The sequence below is a fragment of the Mycobacterium sp. 1081908.1 genome (genome assembly GCF_001673535.1).
Classification (GTDB): domain Bacteria; phylum Actinomycetota; class Actinomycetes; order Mycobacteriales; family Mycobacteriaceae; genus Mycobacterium.
Genome location: NZ_LZLY01000010.1, coordinates 1 through 2,291 on the forward strand (window position 1 = coordinate 1; position 2,291 = coordinate 2,291).

1 protein-coding gene and 1 pseudogene are annotated in these 2,291 nt (G+C 76.3%); both read left to right on the forward strand.

Features of this window, described 5'->3' with window-relative positions; all coding sequences use genetic code 11:
- Window positions 1-900: pseudogene (locus A5655_RS28145) on the forward strand (PE family protein); the annotation flags it as partial.
- A 265-nt stretch (window positions 901-1,165) separates the two neighbouring features.
- The coding region (locus A5655_RS01625; RefSeq protein ID WP_067004871.1) for a PE family protein at window positions 1,166-2,291 on the forward strand (1,126 nt) is incomplete at its 3' end.

The window sequence follows — 2,291 nt, forward strand, 5'->3', positions numbered from 1 at the left end:
GGCGGCACCGGCGGCTCGGGCACCGCGGACGACGGCACCAACGATGCTGGCACCGGCGGGGGCGGCGGCACCGGTGGGACCGGGGGCAATGTCAGCGGAAACGTGTTCGGCAGTGTGGCCGGCCAGGGCGGCCAGGGTGGCCATGGCGGCGCCGGCGGGGCCGGCGGCAACTCCAGCGGCAACGGACACAACGGCAACGGCGGTGGCGGTGGCGCCGGCGGCACCGGCGGCTTCGGCGGCAACGGCGTGACCGCAACCGGCGCAAACCACTCCACCTACGGCGGCGGCGGGGGAGGCGGCGGTGCGGGCGGTAAGGGCGGCCTGGTCGGTGTCGGCGGCATCGGTGGCGGCAGCGGCACCGGAGGCGCTGGCGGCACCGGCGGCACCGGCGGCGCCGCCTCGACCCAACTCAGCCAACCTGTCGCCCTCGGGCTCGGCGGCGACGGCGGCATCGGTGGCGCGGGCGCCCCGAACGGCGGGGCGGGCGGCACCGGAGGTGGCGGCGGCGCCGGCGGCGGCGCGCTCGGGGTGTCGACCGGCGACATGGCGTTGGGCGGAGGCGGCGGAGGCGGTGGCGGGGCCGCCTATGCCGGTGGCGCGGGCGGAGCGGGAGGCGCGGGTGGTAACGCGATCACCACGGCGTCGCCGCTCGCTTTCGGAGGCGGCGGCGGAGCCGGCGGCACCGGCCCCGGCGGGGGTGGCGGCGGCGGCGCCTGGGCGTACCCGGCCAACGCCGTCCCCGGTGTCGCCGGATCGGCGGGTGCCTTCGGCGGGACCGGAGGCGCGGGCGGTGGTTCCGGCCAATTCGGCGGTGACGGGGGCGCCACCGGCGTCGCCGGCTCCGGCGCCGAGGCCCTGATCATCGGCGGCAACGGCGGCGGCGACGGGCAGTCGGTGTGACACCGATGGCCGGTATCCGGCATTCGCAATGTCACACACGCCGGGCTAATTCCATCCGTGCGCTCCGCGGCTTTCGGCCCGGCCACATATTGCGGAATCCCGGGCGGTTTTGCGGGGCGCCGGTTGATCTCTCCTAAGACAGCGCTAAAAATGCCGCAACGATGACATGCCCACGCGTGAAACCACTTCCGAAGCCGAATTGAAAGCGTAGATTTTCGCCTACTTGTGTATCGCCCGCGCCGTTTCCATTGCAAAGGAGCCGCAGATGTCTTTCGTCCTGATATCTCCCGAGGTTGTCACCGCAGCGTCCTCGGATTTAGCCGGGATCGGCTCGGCGATCAAGTCGGCCAATGCGGCGGCGGCGGGCTCGACGACATCGCTATTGGCCGCGGCGCAGGACGAGGTTTCGGCCGCTATTTCGTCGTTGTTCGGCAACTACGCCCAGGAGTTTCAGGCGCTCAGCGCGCAGGCGACGGCTTTTCATGACCAATTTGTGCAGTCGTTGACGTCGGGCGCGGGGGCGTATGCGGGCGCGGAGGCGGCCAGCGCGGACCCGCTGACGGCCCTGCTCGGCGAGATCCAGAGCCTGGGGTTGCCGCCCGGGCCGGTCAAGCTGCTGACGGGGCGCCCGCTGATCGGCAACGGGGCCAACGCTGCGCCGGGAAGCGGGCTGCCCGGCGGCGACGGCGGGTGGCTGATCGGCGACGGCGGCAACGGCGGGTCCGGCGGGTCCGGGCAGGCCGGCGGGGCCGGGGGGTCGGCGGGCCTGTGGGGCCGCGGCGGAAACGGCGGAGCCGGCGGAAACGGCGGGGCCGGCGTGGTCGGCGGCGGCGGCGGAAACGGCGGGGCCGGCGGCGCCAACGGGTGGCTCGGCGGCGGTCCGGGCGGGGCCGGTGGCGCCGGCGGAAACGGCGGGCCCGGCATCCTCGCGGGCGGCGGGCCAGGCGGCGCCGGCGGAAACGGCGGAGCGAACAGGCACCTGCTGTCCCTGTTCAATGGCGCCGGCGGGCCCGGCGGGGCCGGCGGCAACGGGTCGGCGAGCGTGATCACCACGGGTGGTGCCGGCGGGGCCGGCGGGCTGCTGTGGGGTAGCGGCGGCGCCGGCGGCACCGGCGGATTCACCACCGGCGGCTTGGGGGGAGCCGGCGGCGCCGGCGGGGCAGGCGGGCTCTTTGGCGCGGGCGGCAATGGCGGGGCCGGCGGGATCGGCACGATCGGCGGCGGCGCCGGGGGCGCCGGCGGGGCCGGCGGGTTGTTCGGCGGGCTCGTCGATGCCGGCGGCGGAAACGGCGGCACCGGCGGAGGAGCCACGGCCTCCGGGGCCGGCGGGATCGGTGGGGCGGGTGGCGCCGGCGGCGACGGCGGCAACGGCAACAACGGCGGCCTCGGCT